This window comes from Acinetobacter sp. SWAC5 (assembly GCF_003419885.1).
GTDB lineage: Bacteria > Pseudomonadota > Gammaproteobacteria > Pseudomonadales > Moraxellaceae > Acinetobacter > Acinetobacter cumulans.
In genome coordinates this window covers 32,695-50,304 of record NZ_QUWR01000009.1, presented here as the reverse complement: position 1 = coordinate 50,304, position 17,610 = coordinate 32,695, and the positions used below count along the sequence as shown (strand labels likewise).

The window sequence follows — 17,610 nt, the reverse complement described above, 5'->3', positions numbered from 1 at the left end:
CATTTTGAACACGATGATTTAGGCTTATGTTGTGATTGGAATAATTTAATACTTAAAAAATTTGAAATTTTTTTAATAAAATTATGATATACAAATATTTATTTATACCATTTGTTGTATTGTGACGTTTTTAAACATGGCATAAGAAGCGCATGACTCCAGATAAACAGCAAGCTGAATTATTAAAACAGACGCAAAAGAAATATTTCAGAGCTGTTTTTGGGACAGCTTATATTGCACATGCTGTTGCGATATTTATGGTTGCAGTCAGCCTGATTTTAGTTGTTTTTGTGCCTCATGATGGATTATTTGCAACGGCATCCAGTGCGGGTATGAGTAATTATCACCGCTGGTTGTACGATGTATTTGTGATCGCCATTATTATCATGGGGCCCGTACTTTATATTTTAATTCATCGTCAGTTCGAGCAAGGCGAAGGGCGACAAGCATGGCGTGAATATACGCGGGCACATGCGCAGTTTAAAATGAACAGATTTCTAAAAGCAGAAGCGCAGGGTAAAAAGGCATTGCTAGACAGTTGGCTTTCGGAAGGACTGGTTTGCATGATAATGATTGTAGTTTTAATCCTGATGTATTCAGTTTTGACCCCGAACGAGTCGAGTCATCGCGGTTATTTTTGGATTCAAACATGGTGGCCGATCAATGCCGCACTCATTGGGGTATTTTACTATATGATCTTTTGCTTATATGTTCGGTTATTTGCTGTGACAGAGGTTGACCGTCAAGATAAGTTGTTGCATGTTCAGGCAGAGCGAGCATTACGTAAAGCACTCGAAAAAGATGAACAACAAGTTGCGGAAGATGTCTAAGTTTGAGCCAGCAAGTGTGCTTTAAAATAGCAAGTATCGAGAAAAAGGTGTAATTCGCAAAAATGCTATTGAAAAAACATACAATTGGCCTAATCTAAAAATATAAGCCTCGTGCCGATTTGAGAAAAGAAAATATTATGTTATTTCATACATCTAAACTGCCTGCAGAAATTCGCATCAGTCATTTGAATGCGCGTATTAATGAACAAAGAAAAAAAATTGCGCAAACTACTGCTTCAAAATTTGAGCTCTTGCAATTGACACAGCAACTGTCAAAAGAAGCGCGTGCACGTAAAAAGACCAATGAAAAAATTTATGTCTTAGATTTTAATGGCGATACAGCTGCATCTGCTGTTGCGAGTTTACGTGAAGAAATTACTTTAATTTTAGCCACTGCAAAAGCAGGGCGTGACCGTGTCGTGCTTCGTTTAGAAAGCCCTGGAGGCATGGTTCATGGCTATGGTTTGGCTGCTGCGCAACTTGTTCGCCTACGTGACGCAGGTTTCCATTTAACTATTTGTGTAGATAAAGTGGCTGCCAGCGGTGGCTATATGATGGCATGTATTGCATCTGAAATTGTATCTGCGCCGTTTGCAGTTGTCGGTTCAATTGGTGTGGTTGCACAAGTGCCGAACTTCAACCGCTTGCTAAAAGAAAAGCATATCGACTTTGAGTTATATACAGCTGGCCAATTCAAACGTACTGTCACCATGTTTGGTGAAAATACCGCTGAAGGCAAAGCCAAGTTTGAAGAAGAATTGCAACAAACGCATAACTTATTCAAACACTTTGTGGAAAAATACCGTCCGCAATTGAATGTAGAAAAAGTGGCAACTGGCGAGCATTGGTATGGCCAAGATGCAATTGATCTGAATTTGGTGGATCAACTTAAAACATCAGATGAATACTTATTAGGCTTATTACCACAGCATGATGTGTACCTGATCCAGACACGTAAAAAACCGACTTTGGGTGAAAAACTAGGCTTGCAGGCAGCGCAAATGGCAGATTCATTGGTGCCTGCGGTAATGTCTAAAGTGATGGAGTCATTCAGTAAAGCCAATTCGAGTCTGGTGCAGTTGCGTGATCCAAAACTCTAAAATTGTTTTGGTTATGATGTATTTAAAGCTCACTTTGGTGGGCTTTTTTTATGGAAAGATAAACGAATGTGGTAGATTGCTCTTTAAGTGAAATATCGACTGGAATCATGTCTAATTTTTTGATTATTTTAGGGTTAATTTTATTTTTCTTTTGTTTCTTTGGATTTATTGCAAGCTTAGTGGTGTATTTGCCCAAAGCCGAAAAAGAAGGGGAAAAATGGGCAGTCTTTCCCTTTGTGGTGATGGGCTTAATGTTGGTGTTTGGGGGAGTGTCTTATCATGTTGGCATGTCGATGAAAAAAGAAAAGCCCATGGTACTTTCAAAAGCATGTGCTGTCGTAGTGGGCTATAAGCATTATGAGAACTGTAGTGGTAGAGCTCAGGCGCGTTGCAATCCCTATGAAAAAATTTTATTAAAATTTGAAGGTTCAGCCTATACCCGCGATATGCGCTTTGATGCGGGTTTGGCGCGTAAGCAAGTGAATGAAAGAGTATGTTTCCGCTTTTATGACCGCTTTAAATATTCACATTTAAAAAGTTCAAACATTGTTGAGTGGCTCGCGCCATAGCAGCTCATTTAGAGGGGAATCATGTTTGGCATGATGGTTTTTATGGGTTTGCTGACTTTGGTGATCGTCCCATTTATGACGGTTATTTTTATTGTGCCCAAATTAAAGGATAAAAATCATCGGGATACTTATCCATATTATGCTGTGTTGCCGGGTTGTTTAATTTTAGCTTTAGCTGCGTATTTAAAAGAAGAAAAAGTAATTTTACCGTCACAGGCATGCGGTGTTGTGCAGTTTTATAAGACCTATTCAACTAAGAATGATCATTTTGAGCGAATTACGATTCTATTTGATGGCCGAAAATATAATCGACATTTACGCTTTGATGACAATATGAGTCGTAAAGATAAAGGTACTTATGTCTGTTTTGAATATTTGGATAAATTTGCATACCCAGATTTGGCTGAATCTAAAATTTTTAAATGGGTTGATCGCTAATTTGCTCTATTATTGCGGGTTGAGGAAATTGCACACATGATGACACTGCTGTTTATTTTAGCTGGCGTCATTTGCTTCATAGTTTGGCCTTGGCTGTATCTGCTACATTTTCGTAGCGTGGAAACTCAGACCTTAAAACAGTATGTGTTGTTGTTTGGCCCAGCAGCGACGTTGCTGGCAGGCTATATTTATTATTCATCACAGCAGACCGATATTCGCTCTGAAGCTTGTGGCACAGTTGTGGCTTATCAGCGTTATATGAGCAGTGGCAATAAAAACAAAAGACAGCCTTTTGAGCGGGTTGAAATTTTAGTGAATCATGCAAAATTTACACGGCATTTACGCATAGATGATGAGCTGCAAAAAATGCCAGTGGACGCAAAAGTTTGCTTTAAATATTATGACCGAAAATTGAATCCGCACATGTCAGATTCAATTTTAATTGATTGGACTACATAAATGTTTAGCTTAAATGCCTGAGGACATCTGTTTAACTTTCTTCAATAGATTTTGATTTGATTAAACACATAGCGCCAGTGATCATTGCTCCCAGTGTTGCCAGCAACATATCTTTATGCGCATCCCACATGTCGCCTTGTTGGCCGTTATAGTTTTCTGCTTCTTCAGGAGAGAGTCCGATTGCAATCAGCCACTCAATCCATTCATAAAACAGGCTGGTAGCCATTACAAATTGAATGACCAATACATACAGCGTAAATGGTTTGAGTGAGGGCAACCAAACCTGAAATAAGCGAAGAAACAGCGGATAGAGCAATAAGCCGTATGCCAAATGCACCAAGCGATCATACATATTACGTGACCAACCCATAGTTTGATCGAGCTTGAAGCCAAAGAGTGTTTGCGTCCAATCACTATAAGGCACATAAGAATACAGATAATGTGCGCCAAGAATGTGAATGAGTAAAAAGCCGATGTAGAGTGCGAAGCTATAAAAGCTTAGGCCAACTTTGTAGAAGCATAAAAACAGTAAGCCAAGCATGAGTACTGTGCCGACCTGATGCAGTAAGTAAGGTGCAAACTCTAAGGGATCAATGCTCGCCAACACGATAGCGATCAGCAAAATGCTCAGCATGATCCAATGTTTAAGCTGTAGTTTTGTTTCAATCATTTTTGTTATTCGTGAAAAGTTAAAAGAGAAGCTAAATTTTACGGTTTGAGTTTAATGTGAAACTGAGTTTTTAGCATTGAATTTTGTTAAACAGGTTTTAGTCTTTTCTCTTGTGAAAGGGGCGACGTACTTTATGCTTATGAGAAGAAACTGCGATGATGACATCCTGAGTGAGTATGTCGAATTGGCAATTTAGCGCTTGAATCCGTTACACTTAGCGACTGTATTTTAAATTGATTCGAGACAGCGCATGGCGGTTGTAGAAGCATTTGTTGCACAACAAAATTGCTATTTTAACTATGAATTTGAAGAACTAAACCAGTTAAATGGTGATTTCCCAGAAGAGTTGTCTGTCTCTTTGCGTGGTATGTTGTATCGCCATGAAATTCAGTATCCAAATGCAACGTATTATATTTACTTTAGCGACTTACTTACTGGCTGTGAATTACAATGTATGAAGGATGATTGGGCGAAGTATTGTCCTGTGGAATAAAAATTCTCTCTCCTTGTAGGAGATGAGAAACACTGTTTCGCAAGGGAGCGGTTAAAGTCCTCATCCACCTGCAGCGCAATACTCTTCATTCTAAGGGCAGAAGAAGCTTTTAGTGGTGATTTCGACAAGCCTATGTTGAATAAAAAAAGCGAAGCCTGAGCTTCGCTTTTTTTACTTTAAGCTAAATTAGATTTTAGCAATCAAGTCTTTGATTTGTTTTGCTTGTTCTGCTGCATTACCTGTGTAAGTTGCAGGAGTCATTTCTGCAAGGCGCGCACGATCTTCAGCAGGAACTGCAGAAAGTTCGTTACCGTTGACGAAATCAACCATCATGTCACGTGTCATTGCTTGACCGCGAGTAAGGGCTTTTAGTTTTTCGTATGGTTTTTCAACGTTGTAACGGCGCATAACAGTTTGAATTGGTTCAGCAAGAACTTCTTGAGCGTGGTCAAGATCTTCAAGAATACGTGCAGCATTCAATTCAAGTTTACCAATACCTTTTAAGCAAGCTTCAAAAGCGATTAAGCTTTGCGCCAAACCAACACCCATGTTACGAAGAACTGTAGAGTCAGTTAAGTCACGTTGCCAGCGAGAAATAGGAAGTTTTTCGCCAAGGTGAGCCAATACTGCATTTGCAATACCCAAGTTACCTTCAGAGTTTTCGAAGTCAATTGGGTTAACTTTATGCGGCATAGTTGAAGAACCCACTTCACCTTCTTTCAAACGCTGTTTGAAGAAACCAAGCGAGATGTAGCCCCAAACGTCACGGTTAAAGTCAATTAACACAGTGTTGAAACGGCGCAGTGCATCGAACATTTCTGCGATGTAGTCGTGCGGCTCAATTTGAGTTGTGTACGGGTTGAATGTTAAACCTAGTGATTCAACAAATGCTTGCGAGTGAGCAGGCCAGTTGATTTCTGGGTAAGCAGAGTAGTGCGCATTGTAGTTACCTACAGCACCGTTAATTTTACCTAGAAGTTCAACATTGTTGAATTGTTTGATTTGGCGAGCAAGGCGGTAAGCCACGTTTGCCATTTCTTTACCCAAAGTTGTCGGGCTTGCAGTTTGACCGTGTGTACGAGACAACATTGGTTGTTCAGCGTGAGTTTCAGCCAAAGCAGCAATCGCATCTACGATTTGTTGCATAGATTCAACCAGTACTGCACGACCGTTTTTCAGCATTAACGCATGAGACAAGTTGTTGATGTCTTCAGAAGTACATGCAAAGTGAATGAATTCACCCGCATTTTTAAGTTCTGCGATGTCAGCAATTTGTTCTTTTAGGAAGTACTCAACGGCTTTAACGTCGTGGTTGGTTGTACGTTCGATTTCTTTAATGCGGTTTGCATTGTCTTCAGAGAAGTTTGCAACAATTGCGTCAAGCGCTGCATTTGTTTCAGCTGAGAAAGCTGGCACTTCTGTGATTTCAGGACGGTTTGCAAGCGCTTGTAACCAACGCACTTCAACAGTCACACGAGCGTGGATTAAACCAAACTCAGAGAGGAAGGGACGGAGTGCATCACATTTGCTTGCGTAGCGTCCATCTAATGGAGAAAGTGCGGTTAAAGCGTTCATAGCGATTCCTTAAACTTTGGAATTAAACGTAAAACAAAAAAGCCCGAGTACAGCATCATTCAAACAGTCTGATACTGTAAACGGGCAAGATCCTGAATATCCTGCAGCAACTTGCGCTTGCTGAAAATCATGCCCCAAGAACTGCCGCCGAGCTGACGCCACAAATGCGCCATTTGCAGGCCGGTAAACAGCGATGCGCGGATGCGGTTGGTATGGCTTGAGTCTTTAAATGCTTCAGCATTGCCGCGAACCATGATGCGGGGATTAATAGATCCGGCGGTTTCGACATAGGTTTGCGCGAGGTTGGCAATGATGCTGGGGTGTAAATAGTTATTATCAAAAAATGAAAGCTGTTTTAATATTTTTTGCTGGGACTGTTCAATAATTTCGACAAATTTGGGATTGCTGTAGACTTTCTTTTCCAGCTGCAGCAGCGCCATTGCGTAGTTCATTGGCAGTTTAGTATTGGCAAGTTTTGGCAATCTAGATTTAGGTGACGTATTAAATGGGTGGTTAATGCTGTTTTCTAAGGTTTTTAAACCGAGGGAGATGTCGGCCAATTGATTAAAGAAAGCTAAAGTTTGACACTGGCATGGGCCACTTGGTCGAATATTTAAGCTGGCTTTAATCAATTGTTCAAAATAGAAGTTACCGCTTTCACCAATACTCTGGCGACCCGTTAGCGCAGTCATGTGCGTTAACTGGGTGGCTTGAAAAACACCTGCCAACGCTAATGCGCGATTTTGGCGGGTGTTCAGAGTCTGGGGCTGTTGAAACGGTAACTCTGTCATGCCGAGACAATCCTTATTGAATAAAATCCGGTTTAGGTGCATTGGTATGATGAATTACACCACCGCCTAAACAAACTTCACCTGCATAGAATACAACGCTTTGACCTGGTGTCACGGCGCGCTGTGCTTCATCAAATTCTACACGTACGCCATTTGGTGCGTCTGGGTCTTTGTACAAGGTACATGCCTGATCATCTTGGCGGTAACGTGTTTTTGCAGTACAGCGGAAACCTGTTTCAGGAATTTCTTGCTCACCTGCAACCCAATCAATGGCTTCAGACCATAAAATGGTGCTTTGCATGAGTGGATGTTCATGGCCTTGGCCGACCACTAAACGGTTACCTTTGATATCTTTATGCAGTACAAACCAAGCGCCTTCTGCAACGCCTTTCATACCACCAATACCAATGCCACCGCGCTGGCCGAGCGTATAGTACATTAAGCCGTGATGATCACCAACCTCTTTGCCATCTTCAAGCACAATTTTTCCAGGCTGCGCTGGTAAATATTGTTTTAAGAAGTCATTAAAACGTCGTTCGCCAATAAAGCAGATGCCTGTTGAGTCTTTTTTCTTCGCAGTGGCTAGACCTAATTCTTCCGCAATTTTACGAACTTGCGGTTTTTCAATCTCGCCGACAGGGAACAGAGTTTTGTTAATTTCACGGCCATGAACGGCATGTAAAAAGTAAGTTTGGTCTTTGTTGTTGTCTACACCGCGAAGTAAAGGTGCATATTCTTCACCACGTGAGTTTTTAAGTGTTTCCCCTCTACGGCAGTAATGGCCAGTGGCAATAAAGTCTGCACCAAGGTTCACAGCATGGTCTAAAAACGCACGGAATTTAATTTCTTTGTTGCACAGAATATCTGGGTTAGGGGTACGGCCAGCGGCATATTCTGCAAGGAAATGTTCGAACACGCGGTCCCAATATTCCATTGCAAAGTTTGCTGTGTGTAATTTAATACCGATTTTATCGCAAACAGCTTGTGCATCAGCAAGGTCGTCCATTGCTGTGCAGTATTCCGTGCCGTCATCTTCTTCCCAGTTTTTCATGAATAGGCCTTCAACTTGATAGCCTTGCTGAAGAAGAAGCGCTGCAGACACAGATGAGTCTACACCACCAGACATACCGACGATGACACGTTGTTGCATAGGATTAGGCATCCAAATTTGAAATGAGGGGAGAATTTTGGTGCTCATAAACGAGCGATAAAGGATATTTTTGACCAGACAAAGCATCTTGAACTGCTTTAATAACTAGCGGGCTACGCGCACGAGCTGTTTCTAGCAGTTCTTCTAATGTCATCCATTTTGGACCAACAATGCCTGTGTCCAATTCTGCTTCTGGAAAATATTCCAGCACATGCGCTAAAAAGCAGAAACGGAAATAGGTACGGTCTGGATACATTGGAGGCGTATAAGTATAAATGCCTAAAAGCGCATCTACGTCTACCGCATGGCCAGTTTCTTCCATGGTTTCGCGTATGGCTGCTTGAATGATGGTTTCACCGCATTCGACATGACCTGCAGGCTGATTAAACACAGTATGCGTTACGCCTTGGGTATGTTCTTCAACAAACAGGAATTTTCCGTCTTTTTCAACAACAGTTGCAACGGTAACGTGCGCAGTCCAAGCGGTCATATAACAGCACCATGGTAAGGGATGCGCTATTGTATAAAATTTTGGGGTGTGTGGCTATGTCGAACTGAACATTAAAGCTTACAGGGTGATAAAGATGCCGAGTTTCACTGGAAATTTTGCCTGAACCGATCAGCATTTTAACAGACTGATCAAACACTCACATTTATTTTGCATAATGAATAATATTATAAAAAATTACGTCGTGATTACTGTGATTAAGGTAGCGATGTACCTGATCTGCATGAAAACGAATACTTTCTCCAGTATTGGCCACATAGTGCTGATCTTCAGTCTGAATAGTGATACTGCCATTCAAAGGCAAAATATCTTCAATCACACCTTTTTCATGGATAGATGAATCATGCGATGAGTTAGCTTTTAAAGTAATGTGTAAAATTTCATATCCAAGTGTGGCATCAAATGCTTGTAAGACTTTAACAGAGAGCGCTTCGTCTTGATGCTTAAGCACGGCTGGATTTTGCTGTTCTGCAGGTAAGAAGGCACTTAAAGAGCTGTGAAACCCTAGGGCAATCTTCCAAAGCGTTTGCACAGTCGGATTAGATTCTTCACGCTCAATTTGACCCAGCATAGCCTTACTAATACCCGTCTCTTTTGCGGTTTGATCCAAACTCCAACCTTTTTCTGTACGAAGTTTTTTGAGTTGACTAGCAATATGCTTTAGCAATATGGACATTTCATCACCTATTTATATTGTGCGTTATAACGTACAATGAAATTCTTGTGCATTATAACGCACAAGCTTTTTATTGCTGAAGATTGATTTAAAAATTTTAAATAGCAGGTGGTAATGTGCGCGCGATTATTTATGGATTATTAGCATCCTGTTTTTTTTCTACGGCCTTTATTTTTAATCGGGCGATGGAAATAGAGGGCGGAAGCTGGATGTGGAGCTCTTCGTTGCGCTTCTTTTGTATGGTGCCAATGCTACTTTTGATTGTTGCTGTTCGTGGCAAGTTAGCGTCCAGCTTGCAACATTTAAAAGAGAATTTTAAACAATATTTACTCTGGAGCACGGTTGGCTTTGGACTGTTTTACGCGCCATTAACCTTTGCAAGTATTTATTCTCCAGGTTGGTTGGTCGCTGGAAGTTGGCAAACGACAATTATTGCGGGATCTTTACTGGTGCCGTTTTTAGGCGCAGGTACGCCTCAGGCTCAGGGCAGTGTATGGTCGAAACTGCCTTGGAAAGAGCTAAAGTGGTCGAGTGTGATTATTTTAGGGGTGATTCTGATTTTGTGGGATCAAATGAGCAGTATCAGTTGGACATTGGCTTTAGCAGGCTTTATTCCAGTGGTATTTGCAGCCTTTATGTACCCATTAGGCAATCGAAAAATGATGCAAGTGTGTCAAGGCAAAGTAGAAACACCTGAGCGGGTACTCAATATGACGTTGGCAAGTTTACCGTTTTGGGCGGTGATTGCCGTGTTTGGCTTGCTCGATCATGGATTGCCTTCAAGTAGTCAGGTTTCATACGCATTTTTAGTGGCTTTATTTTCTGGGGTAATTGCGACTTTATTGTTTTTCTCAGCAACCAATTTGGTGCATACCCAGCCAAATCAATTGGCGATGGTTGAAGCCACTCAAGCTGGTGAGTTGCTATTTACCTTATTGGGCGAAATGATTTTTTTAAATATGGGTTTACCATCGAAGCTTGCACTATTCGGCGTATTTTTAATTGGCTTAGGTATGGTGGTACACAGTATGGCTTCTATAAAAATTCAAAAAAGCGCGAAGTTACAAGAAGGCAGCTAGCCTTTGCTTATAAGGTTTGAAGCGTTCGCATAAGGATGAATTGATTAATTATTGATGATAATAAAAAGCGCGTTATGCCGCGCTTTTTATATTTTTAGCTTAACTTTGCTCTAGATAATTATTCGCAACCTTTACATAATGCCGTGCTGAATAGGGTAAAAACTCTTTTTCTTTATCCGTGAGTGGACGGACTTTTTGTACAGGACTTCCTACATATAAATAGCCACTTTCTAAGCGTTTACGCGGTGGAACTAGCGAGCCTGCACCAATCATCACATCATCTTCAATAATGGCATCATCTAAAATAATACTACTGATGCCAACCAATACCCGGTTGCCAATGGTACAGCCATGTAATTTAACATGATGACCAATCGTGACATCTTCACCAATAATAAGTGGAGAGCCTTCAGGCTTATCGGCTTTTTTATGGCTAACATGGAGCATGGCATGATCTTGCACATTGGAATTTTTGCCAATATGAATGTGATTGACATCGCCACGGATCACGGCAAAAGGCCAAACTGAGACATTTTCCGCCAGTTGAACTTCACCAATCACCACTGACATTTCATCAATATAGCAAGTGGCTTCAATTTTGGGATGATGGTGTAAATAGGGGCGGATATTTTTGTTCATCACGGTCCGTCGCAAATAATAAATATTCCTTAGAGTATAAAATAAAAAAGCACCCAAACCGAGGTGTGGATGCTTTGGTCTAAGCTGAAAAAATCAGCTTTCGAAAATTTTAGAATAAGTTAGCAAAGAATTGTTTGATGTGATCAATCATTTTTGCAAAGAAGCCTGCTTCTTCTACGGCATTTAATGCCACCAATGGTTTTTCAGCAATTACTTTACCATTTAAAGTCGCAACGTATTTACCTACAACTTGACCTTGTTTTAAAGGTGCAGTCAATTTAGGTTGTACCACCAATTGCGTTTTGATCGCGTTTGCTTCGCCTTTAGGCATCGTTACATTAAAGTTTTCTGGTAAGCCAATTTGTACTTCGCTGTCTTTACCATACCAAACCTTCGCTTTTGCTAAGACTTGTTTTGCAGGCTGAACTTTAACCGTTTCAAAGTTTGCATAACCCCAAGCTAAAATTTCACGTGTTTGTGACGCACGTTCGTTCATGCTTGGTGCACCAAAAATCACTGAAATTAAACGTAAAGGACCACGTTTTGCAGACGTTGTTAGGCAGTAACCTGCTTCATCTGTATGGCCTGTTTTTAAACCATCCACACTTGGGTCAGTATAAAGTAAGGCATTACGGTTACCTTGCTTAATACCGTTGAAAGTAAATTCTTTTTCAGAATAGATCGGATAGTACTTAGAGCTGTCATGAATAATGTGCTGTGCAAGCGTTGCCATGTCTTTTGCAGTTGAATAGTGACCTTCTGCTGGCATACCTGTGGCATTGATGAAGTGCGTATTGCTCATGCCAATACGTTTAGACTCTTGGTTCATCATGTGAACGAAAGTGCCTTCATTGCCTGCAATGTGTTCAGCCATTGCTTTAGATGCATCATTACCCGATTGGATAATAATACCGCGAAGCATTTCAAGTGCTGTTGCTGTTCCATTTAATGGCACATACATACAAGATTCTGCGCTAGTACCACGGCACCATGCAGATTCATTCATGCGCACTTTTTCATTTTCAGTTAGCTCGCCACTCAATAACTTTTGTTCAATGATGTAACTGGTCATCATTTTTGTCATTGAAGCAGGTGCTAATTTTTCGTTTTCATTTTTTGCAGCAAGGATTTGCCCAGTCTCATAGTCCATCAGCACATAAGATTTATTATTCAATTCTGGGGGTGCAGATAGGACTGTTGCCGCAAATGAAAAAGAAGGTGCAAGAACTAATGCGGCAAGGGCGGTTTTTCGGGTCATTCTAAGTGGTTCCAATAACTTGTTATAAGCGCAAGAGCCTAGCATTTTAGGACAAAGCTAGGCTGACTTCTACGGGTGAGAAAGGCTTATTTTAAAAGTATTGTAACGAAGTGAGCTTAATTTGCGTATGTCGTCAATTCTTGGCAAATTTCTAAGTTTTTCGCATCACCTGCTTTTTTTGCATCTGCTTGGGCTTCTTGCAAAATTGGTGCAAATTTTGGCTCTTGTGATAGGGCTTTTAAGCTTTGAACTGGATTTTTGACCTGTGGCATATTCTCTTTTAAAAGTTTGGCATAACCTTGTTCAAATTTGCCTTGTGCTTTTGCTTCAATCAGTGAAGGGCAAATATCAGATAGGACATACATTGCTGCTAATTCTTGCTGAGTTACTTGAGTGTCGCTTGGTGTGACATCGACATTTTCAGCATAAACATGAAGAGTAAATGCAGAGAGTGTAAGAGCAGTCAAAGTTTTTAGCAGAGGATATTTCATTTAAAAAACCTAATTTTAAAAGTTGTATAACTAGAATGAATTGTAGCTTAAAACGAATTTAGGTAAATATCAGCTAGCTTTTGTATTGAAGGTGTTGAAACCATGAAGGAATAATGAATGACTGTATAATATAAACCGCCTAAGTTTTAGACGGTTTATATCTTCAAACCTACTGATCTGATGAGGTGATTGGAATGAGAATATTTAACGCATTATTCTTCTTCGTAATTTAAAACGTCATCACATACAGATTTTTGCTCTTCTTTAGAAGATTCTTTCGCTGCAGTACGAGACTCTGCTAAGAAAGATTTATATTCAGCATCTGCTTGTAGCTTTTCATAAGTCATCGACTTTTCTGAGTAGTCTGCTAAATAGCTTTTGATTAAGCTTTGAATGTTGCTGTCAAATTTGGCATTTTTACCAATAATTGCAGGGCAAACTTCCGCCATTACTTGAGTTGATGCGATATCTTCCTTAATAATTGTGTTGGCTTCAGCAGGCGTTAGTCCTTCATCAGCAATAACTGCTTGAGACAATACAGCAGCCAAGCTTAACCCCAGTAAGCGACGAAATGATAAAGTTGTAATCATTTTTTAATTCACACATTTTTGATGGATGTCGGAATTTTAATATATATAATTCTCTATATATATCAATTAAATGTTCTGAACGGTCATTTTTAAACAGTAACAGGTTTTTTCAGTGAATATTTTAATCGCCAATGATGATGGTGTATTTGCACCAGGGATCCAAGCTTTAGCTCATGCCTTAAGACCTTTAGGTCGTGTGGTGATTGTTGCTCCCGAAGCAGAACGTAGTGGTTTTTCTAGTGCCTTAACTTTAGATCGCCCATTACGTCCAATTCAAATTGCACCAGATATGTGGGCTGTAAATGGTACACCTGCAGATTGCGTGTATTTGTCTATGAATGGGCTATTCGATTTTGAATTTGACTTGGTGGTCAGTGGTATTAACTGCGGGGCAAATTTAGGGGACGATGTGCTGTATTCAGGTACAGTAGGGGCGGCATTTGAAGGACGCTTAATGGCACAACCTGCAATTGCCGTGTCATTGGCAGGGCCAAATGTACGCGGTTATAACGATCCACAAGATTTCGCACAAGCAGCGCAGTGGGTACATGACTTTATTGCAGGCGGTTTACCAGCATTGCCATCACGACACATCTTTAATATTAATATTCCAGATGTGGCTGAATTAAAAGGTGCACAAGTCACTTATCAAGGTCGTCGTCGCCAATCTAAGCCAATTACCACACAAGTCGACCCACGTGGCCGTCAAGTATTTTGGATCGGTTTATCAGGCGAAGCTGTTGCAGAGCCTAAAAAAGGGGTATTTGGTATTGAATCGGACTTCTTTGCCGTTGCCAATGGCTTTGTCAGTATTACGCCAATTCAAATGGATGCGACAAATTACGATATTTTGATGGACTTACACACACAATTTAGCCAAAAACAGTAACAAGTGTTATAACTTTGTGAAAAACACAACTGTGAAGCTTATTTGCAGTTGTTTTTTGCTAATCTTAGCGCATTCACACCATTCGCTTCATTTTTGTTAGAGAGGAAAATAATGTCCCTGGTGTTTTCAAAAGTTGCCTCTACAGCCCCAGCTACTATATTCAAAACTTTTGTACTTGCTGCGACCACTGCTTCTGCCTTGGTATTGAGTGGTTGTGCGTCAAAACCTCAGGTGAATAATTCAGCTCGTTATGTTGCTGCTCCAGATTTTTATACAGTGCGTTCAGGTGACACTTTAAGTGGAATTGCTGCCCGTTATGGTTTGAGTTATATCAGTGTTGCAGAGATGAATGATATTGCAGCGCCGTATCGTATTTATGTGGGCCAATCACTACGCCTAAAAAATTCGTCATCTCGTCGTGTGGCTTCTACGCAAGCAGTAACGCAGGCTGCACCAATTCAGCGTCAATCGATTGCATTGCCACAAAATACACCAACGACACCATCACAGACTGTGCGTACACCTGTAGCACCCGTGACTGCTCCAAGCACACCAGTCACGTCAAGTTCATTGCGTTGGGTACGTCCTGCAACAGGCCCTGTACTTGAAAGCTTTAATTTAGCCAATAATGTCAAAGGCACACGTTATTCAGGGAATGTTGGTGATCCAATTGTGGCTGCTGCTGATGGCCAAGTGGTTTATGCTGCTGATGGTTTAAAAGAATACGGTAATTTGGTCTTGATCAAGCATGTAAGTGGTTATATCACTGCATACGCCCACAACAGTAAAATTTTAGTGAAAAGTGGACAAAATGTAACAGCTGGTCAAAAAATTGCGGAGATGGGTTCTTCTGGTACATCTCGAACAATGTTGGAGTTTCAGGTTCGTTTAGACGGGAAACCTATCAATCCAATTTCAATTTTACCAAATAATTAAATAGATAATGCAAATCATAAATTTCTTCGTATAATACAATGAGTTGTTTTTAATATTACAAAAACAGCTCAAAGTTTTATGAGGGAACTTCATGTTAGATCAACTTCGGGGTATGGGTGTTTTTGCTTGTGTAGTAGAAAAAAACTCATTTAGCGGCGCGGCACGAGAGCTGGGTATTACCACCAGTGCTGTCAGTCAACAAATCCGTTCTTTAGAACAGGATATGGAAGTTGTATTGTTGCATCGTTCTACACGAAAATTAAGCCTGACAGAAGCTGGACAGGCTTTTTTTCATAGTTGCCAAGACATGTTGTCGGCAGCTGAGCGTGGCAAAATTAGAATTAATGAATTACGCGATGATTTGGTTGGTGATTTACGCATTGTTTCGACACCTGAAATGTGTGCCAATCATATTATTCCAGCATTGTCACAATGGATGTCTACGTATAATAGTTTAAATATTCATATTGATGCCGATTATCAATTTGCCGATCTAAAAGAAAGTCGCATTGATATTGCGCTACGAATAGGCCATAGAATAGAAGATTCAAATGTACAATCTGTAGCGCTCGCGCGTGTAGATCAAATTTTGGTGGCCTCACCAAGTTATATTCATCAGCATTCATTTATTTCACGCCCTGAAGATTTAACTCGACATGATGTGATTATGACGAATCTGGCAAAACACAATCATAGTTTTGCATTTCAGCATGCAGTGAGTGCCGAAACTATCGTATTAGATATTGCATCGCGTTATTCAACCAATAACACGCTTATTGCAAAAAATATGTGCATGCAGGGCCATGGAATAGCACGTATGTTGTATTTAGATGTGCAAAAAGATTTAATGAATGGCAATTTAGTTGAAGTTTTACCAGAGTGGAAATTACCAACATTCACTCTATATGCGGTCATGCCAAAATCTGAACAACAATCCACTAAAGTGCAACGAAGCCTTGAAATTTTGAAGCAATATTTCTCTCTACTTTCAGGTGGTCGAGTCTATAAAGAAGTTTCATGAGACTTTTAAACTATTATCTTAGACTTTTTAAGTATAAAAAAGCCGCAATAAGCGGCTTTTTATATGGCATTAAGTTTAAGCTAAATATGCTTTTACCATACGAACAATACGATCAACTAAAAGATCAGCTTGTTCTTGTGTGATGTTTAATGCAGGGAGCAAACGAATTACAGAGCCTGCAGTGACATTTAAAATCAAATGGTATTCATCACGGGCGATATCCACTAAATCAGCGCAAGCTTTAGGTAATTCAATACCAATCATTAAGCCAAAGCCGCGTACTGTGACTTGCTGATCTTGAAGCTTTTCAGTCAATTGTTGAACGATGTAAGCACCTTTTTCAGCAGCATTAGCAACCAAGTTTTCTTTTTGAATGGTTTCAATAACAGTGTAAACCACACGTGAGCCCAAAAGTGTACCACTGTAAGTTGAACCGTGGTTACCTGCAGTTAATACGCCTACACCACGACCTTGAGTCATTACTGCACCAATAGGGAAGCCATTGCCTAAACCTTTGGCAGTGGTCAATACGTCAGGCACAATATTGGTGTGTTGGTAAGCAAAGTATTTGCCTGTACGGCCATTACCAGTTTGTACTTCGTCTAACATCATCAACCAGTTGTGTTGGTTACAAATGCGACGGATGTCTTCTAAATAGCTAAAACCTTGAGGTGCAGTATTTACACCACCTTCACCTTGAATCGGTTCAACTAAAATTGCCACGATATCTGGGTGATTAATGGCTGCTTCTTCAATCGCTTCAATATCACCAAAAGGTACACGAATAAAGCCTTCTACCAGTGGTGCAAAACCATCTTGTACTTTTTTGTTGCCTGTTGCAGACAGTGTTGCAAGTGTACGACCATGGAAAGAATGATCTGCAACAATAATTTTTGGTGTGCTAATCCCTTGTAAGTGTGCAAATTTACGTGCAATTTTAATTGCACCTTCGTTTGATTCTGCACCACTATTTGAGAAGAAAACTTCTTCCATGCCTGCAACTTCAGCAAGCTTTTGCGCTGCTGCTGTTTGCCAAGGCACTTCAAAAATATTGCTGGTATGAATTAGAGTTGCAGCTTGCTCTGCAATAGCTTCTGTTACTGCTGGGTGTGAATGACCTAAACCACACACGGCAATACCTGTGAGTGCGTCGAAGTATTCTGTACCATCTTCAGTATAAAGATAAGAACCTCGGCCTCGGACAAAGCTGATCTTTTGACGGCCAAATACAGGCATCAAGTGAGAGGGTTGATCAGTTTGCACAGGCGCAAGGGTAATGTTGTTCATGACTAACTCTTATCTGTTCGGAGGATTGAAAATTTACTTTTGCTACTTTATAAATGAAAGTATCAAGGTGTTCTATATAAACAAAATATACCCATGATTTAAAGCCCGATTGTAAATAAAATTGGAAATATTGCTTTAGTCATACTGTTTTGTTGAGTTTT

The 17,610-nt window shown here is 40.4% G+C and carries 21 protein-coding genes; 10 read left to right on the top strand and 11 right to left on the bottom strand.

All coding sequences use genetic code 11. The features are described 5' to 3' along the window. Positions 1–152 precede the first annotated feature (152 nt). From DYI81_RS08220 to DYI81_RS08200, 5 genes are all read left to right on the top strand, one after another. Entirely contained in the window at positions 153–830 is a 678-nt protein-coding gene (locus DYI81_RS08220) for a hypothetical protein (protein ID WP_117007258.1), read from the top strand. Between the two features lie 137 nt (positions 831–967). Beyond that, positions 968–1,930: a protease SohB gene (gene sohB / locus DYI81_RS08215; protein ID WP_117007257.1), complete on the top strand. Its 963-nt coding sequence runs from the start codon at positions 968–970 to the stop codon at positions 1,928–1,930. Positions 1,931–2,037: 107 nt separating this feature from the next. Further along, on the top strand, positions 2,038–2,499 hold the full coding sequence (locus DYI81_RS08210) for a hypothetical protein (RefSeq protein WP_117007256.1): 462 nt from the start codon (positions 2,038–2,040) through the stop codon (positions 2,497–2,499). A gap of 21 nt (positions 2,500–2,520) precedes the next feature. Continuing rightward, positions 2,521–2,937 carry a hypothetical protein gene (locus tag DYI81_RS08205; protein WP_117007255.1) on the top strand — a complete coding sequence of 139 codons (417 nt, stop codon included), beginning with the start codon at positions 2,521–2,523 and terminating at the stop codon, positions 2,935–2,937. A gap of 36 nt (positions 2,938–2,973) precedes the next feature. Then, positions 2,974–3,396, top strand: a complete 423-nt coding sequence (locus DYI81_RS08200) for a hypothetical protein (protein ID WP_117007254.1) — start codon at positions 2,974–2,976, stop codon at positions 3,394–3,396. Positions 3,397–3,427: 31 nt separating this feature from the next. On the opposite strand, the gene DYI81_RS08195 is transcribed toward DYI81_RS08200, so the two are convergent. Next, positions 3,428–4,066 (bottom strand): DUF2238 domain-containing protein, encoded by a 639-nt coding sequence (locus tag DYI81_RS08195; RefSeq protein WP_106984695.1) that lies wholly within the window; start codon positions 4,064–4,066, stop codon positions 3,428–3,430. A 250-nt stretch (positions 4,067–4,316) separates the two neighbouring features. Between DYI81_RS08195 and DYI81_RS08190 the strand changes: the two genes are divergently transcribed. After that, the gene (locus DYI81_RS08190; RefSeq protein ID WP_106984696.1) at positions 4,317–4,559 is read left to right on the top strand and encodes a hypothetical protein; all 243 of its coding nucleotides are present in this window, start codon (positions 4,317–4,319) and stop codon (positions 4,557–4,559) included. A 186-nt stretch (positions 4,560–4,745) separates the two neighbouring features. Here the strand turns inward: DYI81_RS08190 and purB are convergent, their stop codons facing one another. From purB to DYI81_RS08165, 5 genes are all read right to left on the bottom strand, one after another. Next, complete coding sequence (purB, locus tag DYI81_RS08185) at positions 4,746–6,134, bottom strand: adenylosuccinate lyase (protein WP_106984697.1); 1,389 nt, start codon at positions 6,132–6,134, stop codon at positions 4,746–4,748. Between the two features lie 59 nt (positions 6,135–6,193). Next, on the bottom strand, positions 6,194–6,925 hold the full coding sequence (gene hflD, locus DYI81_RS08180) for a high frequency lysogenization protein HflD (RefSeq protein WP_117007253.1): 732 nt from the start codon (positions 6,923–6,925) through the stop codon (positions 6,194–6,196). A 13-nt stretch (positions 6,926–6,938) separates the two neighbouring features. Further along, positions 6,939–8,075: a tRNA 2-thiouridine(34) synthase MnmA gene (gene mnmA, locus DYI81_RS08175; protein WP_117007252.1), complete on the bottom strand. Its 1,137-nt coding sequence runs from the start codon at positions 8,073–8,075 to the stop codon at positions 6,939–6,941. Positions 8,076–8,079: 4 nt separating this feature from the next. Continuing rightward, positions 8,080–8,565 carry an NUDIX hydrolase gene (locus tag DYI81_RS08170; protein WP_106984699.1) on the bottom strand — a complete coding sequence of 162 codons (486 nt, stop codon included), beginning with the start codon at positions 8,563–8,565 and terminating at the stop codon, positions 8,080–8,082. A 163-nt stretch (positions 8,566–8,728) separates the two neighbouring features. Next, positions 8,729–9,259: an XRE family transcriptional regulator gene (locus DYI81_RS08165; protein ID WP_106984700.1), complete on the bottom strand. Its 531-nt coding sequence runs from the start codon at positions 9,257–9,259 to the stop codon at positions 8,729–8,731. 116 nt (positions 9,260–9,375) lie between these two features. Here DYI81_RS08165 and DYI81_RS08160 point away from each other — a divergent pair, with 116 nt between their 5' ends. Further along, a complete protein-coding gene (locus DYI81_RS08160) occupies positions 9,376–10,338 on the top strand; it encodes a multidrug resistance efflux transporter family protein (protein ID WP_117007251.1) in 963 nt (320 codons plus the stop codon). 99 nt (positions 10,339–10,437) lie between these two features. On the opposite strand, the gene DYI81_RS08155 is transcribed toward DYI81_RS08160, so the two are convergent. The 4 genes from DYI81_RS08155 to DYI81_RS08140 all read right to left on the bottom strand — a co-directional run bounded on the left by DYI81_RS08155 (position 10,438) and on the right by DYI81_RS08140 (position 13,316). Continuing rightward, a complete protein-coding gene (locus DYI81_RS08155; RefSeq protein WP_117007250.1) occupies positions 10,438–10,977 on the bottom strand; it encodes a gamma carbonic anhydrase family protein in 540 nt (179 codons plus the stop codon). 109 nt (positions 10,978–11,086) lie between these two features. Then, positions 11,087–12,235 carry a D-alanyl-D-alanine carboxypeptidase PBP5/6 gene (gene dacC, locus DYI81_RS08150; RefSeq protein ID WP_106984704.1) on the bottom strand — a complete coding sequence of 383 codons (1,149 nt, stop codon included), beginning with the start codon at positions 12,233–12,235 and terminating at the stop codon, positions 11,087–11,089. A gap of 116 nt (positions 12,236–12,351) precedes the next feature. Continuing rightward, positions 12,352–12,726, bottom strand: coding sequence for a hypothetical protein (locus DYI81_RS08145; RefSeq protein WP_106984705.1), 375 nt, complete (start codon positions 12,724–12,726; stop codon positions 12,352–12,354). 212 nt (positions 12,727–12,938) lie between these two features. Next, the gene (locus DYI81_RS08140; protein ID WP_117007249.1) at positions 12,939–13,316 is read right to left on the bottom strand and encodes a hypothetical protein; all 378 of its coding nucleotides are present in this window, start codon (positions 13,314–13,316) and stop codon (positions 12,939–12,941) included. Positions 13,317–13,428: 112 nt separating this feature from the next. Here DYI81_RS08140 and surE point away from each other — a divergent pair, with 112 nt between their 5' ends. The 3 genes from surE to DYI81_RS08125 all read left to right on the top strand — a co-directional run bounded on the left by surE (position 13,429) and on the right by DYI81_RS08125 (position 16,162). Beyond that, positions 13,429–14,205, top strand: a complete 777-nt coding sequence (surE, locus tag DYI81_RS08135) for a 5'/3'-nucleotidase SurE (RefSeq protein ID WP_106984707.1) — start codon at positions 13,429–13,431, stop codon at positions 14,203–14,205. 111 nt (positions 14,206–14,316) lie between these two features. Next, on the top strand, positions 14,317–15,141 hold the full coding sequence (locus tag DYI81_RS08130; RefSeq protein ID WP_117007248.1) for a peptidoglycan DD-metalloendopeptidase family protein: 825 nt from the start codon (positions 14,317–14,319) through the stop codon (positions 15,139–15,141). Positions 15,142–15,232: 91 nt separating this feature from the next. Then, positions 15,233–16,162 (top strand): LysR family transcriptional regulator, encoded by a 930-nt coding sequence (locus DYI81_RS08125; RefSeq protein ID WP_117007247.1) that lies wholly within the window; start codon positions 15,233–15,235, stop codon positions 16,160–16,162. Positions 16,163–16,237: 75 nt separating this feature from the next. On the opposite strand, the gene DYI81_RS08120 is transcribed toward DYI81_RS08125, so the two are convergent. Continuing rightward, a complete protein-coding gene (locus tag DYI81_RS08120) occupies positions 16,238–17,449 on the bottom strand; it encodes an aspartate aminotransferase family protein (protein ID WP_117007246.1) in 1,212 nt (403 codons plus the stop codon). Positions 17,450–17,610 lie beyond the last annotated feature (161 nt).

What these genes read in the sequence shown, in the direction of transcription:
- mnmA (WP_117007252.1), bottom strand. Translation starts at nt 8,075, where the DNA reads ATGCAACAACGTGTCATCGTCGGTATGTCTGGTGGTGTAGACTCATCT.
- DYI81_RS08205 (WP_117007255.1), top strand. Translation starts at nt 2,521, where the DNA reads ATGTTTGGCATGATGGTTTTTATGGGTTTGCTGACTTTGGTGATCGTC.
- DYI81_RS08145 (WP_106984705.1), bottom strand. Translation starts at nt 12,726, where the DNA reads ATGAAATATCCTCTGCTAAAAACTTTGACTGCTCTTACACTCTCTGCA.
- DYI81_RS08125 (WP_117007247.1), top strand. Translation starts at nt 15,233, where the DNA reads ATGTTAGATCAACTTCGGGGTATGGGTGTTTTTGCTTGTGTAGTAGAA.
- DYI81_RS08130 (WP_117007248.1), top strand. Translation starts at nt 14,317, where the DNA reads ATGTCCCTGGTGTTTTCAAAAGTTGCCTCTACAGCCCCAGCTACTATA.
- DYI81_RS08120 (WP_117007246.1), bottom strand. Translation starts at nt 17,449, where the DNA reads ATGAACAACATTACCCTTGCGCCTGTGCAAACTGATCAACCCTCTCAC.
- DYI81_RS08210 (WP_117007256.1), top strand. Translation starts at nt 2,038, where the DNA reads ATGTCTAATTTTTTGATTATTTTAGGGTTAATTTTATTTTTCTTTTGT.
- purB (WP_106984697.1), bottom strand. Translation starts at nt 6,134, where the DNA reads ATGAACGCTTTAACCGCACTTTCTCCATTAGATGGACGCTACGCAAGC.
- DYI81_RS08220 (WP_117007258.1), top strand. Translation starts at nt 153, where the DNA reads ATGACTCCAGATAAACAGCAAGCTGAATTATTAAAACAGACGCAAAAG.
- DYI81_RS08200 (WP_117007254.1), top strand. Translation starts at nt 2,974, where the DNA reads ATGATGACACTGCTGTTTATTTTAGCTGGCGTCATTTGCTTCATAGTT.
- hflD (WP_117007253.1), bottom strand. Translation starts at nt 6,925, where the DNA reads ATGACAGAGTTACCGTTTCAACAGCCCCAGACTCTGAACACCCGCCAA.
- DYI81_RS08170 (WP_106984699.1), bottom strand. Translation starts at nt 8,565, where the DNA reads ATGACCGCTTGGACTGCGCACGTTACCGTTGCAACTGTTGTTGAAAAA.
- sohB (WP_117007257.1), top strand. Translation starts at nt 968, where the DNA reads ATGTTATTTCATACATCTAAACTGCCTGCAGAAATTCGCATCAGTCAT.
- DYI81_RS08155 (WP_117007250.1), bottom strand. Translation starts at nt 10,977, where the DNA reads ATGAACAAAAATATCCGCCCCTATTTACACCATCATCCCAAAATTGAA.
- dacC (WP_106984704.1), bottom strand. Translation starts at nt 12,235, where the DNA reads ATGACCCGAAAAACCGCCCTTGCCGCATTAGTTCTTGCACCTTCTTTT.
- DYI81_RS08140 (WP_117007249.1), bottom strand. Translation starts at nt 13,316, where the DNA reads ATGATTACAACTTTATCATTTCGTCGCTTACTGGGGTTAAGCTTGGCT.
- DYI81_RS08190 (WP_106984696.1), top strand. Translation starts at nt 4,317, where the DNA reads ATGGCGGTTGTAGAAGCATTTGTTGCACAACAAAATTGCTATTTTAAC.
- DYI81_RS08165 (WP_106984700.1), bottom strand. Translation starts at nt 9,259, where the DNA reads ATGTCCATATTGCTAAAGCATATTGCTAGTCAACTCAAAAAACTTCGT.
- DYI81_RS08195 (WP_106984695.1), bottom strand. Translation starts at nt 4,066, where the DNA reads ATGATTGAAACAAAACTACAGCTTAAACATTGGATCATGCTGAGCATT.